At 51.3% G+C, this 448-nt stretch carries 1 pseudogene; it reads left to right on the forward strand.

What is annotated here, in order from left to right:
- A pseudogene (locus tag ACTHUM_RS19720) lies at positions 1–448 on the forward strand (NTP pyrophosphohydrolase); the annotation flags it as partial.

Genomic DNA, 448 nt, shown 5'->3' on the forward strand with positions numbered 1-448 from the left:
GCTACGCCGTGGTTGACCAAAATCCATTCCTACGAACACGCACATGTACGCCTACATTTTTTATGGGTAGAGGCCGACCAATGGACAGGCGAAATCCAATCGAGGGAAGGGCAGAAATGGGCATGGCAAAAAGCAGGGGATTTTACCGTTGCGCCGATGTTGCCTGCCAATAGTGCATTATTACGCTCCCTATCTATTCCGCGCCAGCTTCAAGGCCGTCTGAAAAGCGGCTTGATCGGTCAAAACAGCATGGGCGAATATCATGTTGTGCCATATCTGTCGGCTCAGCATCAAACCGCCTCTGCCGTATTGTTGGAATTTGCCGATTGGCAGCAAGGCAAGCCGATAGAAGCATCCAGCGTGTGGCCAATCATTGAAAATGCCGAACAATGGCAGCAGGTGCAAAATGCCGATGCTGTCGTTTGGAAAGTGGCGAATGAAGCGGCAG

This window comes from Neisseria sp. P0021.S006 (assembly GCF_051956895.1).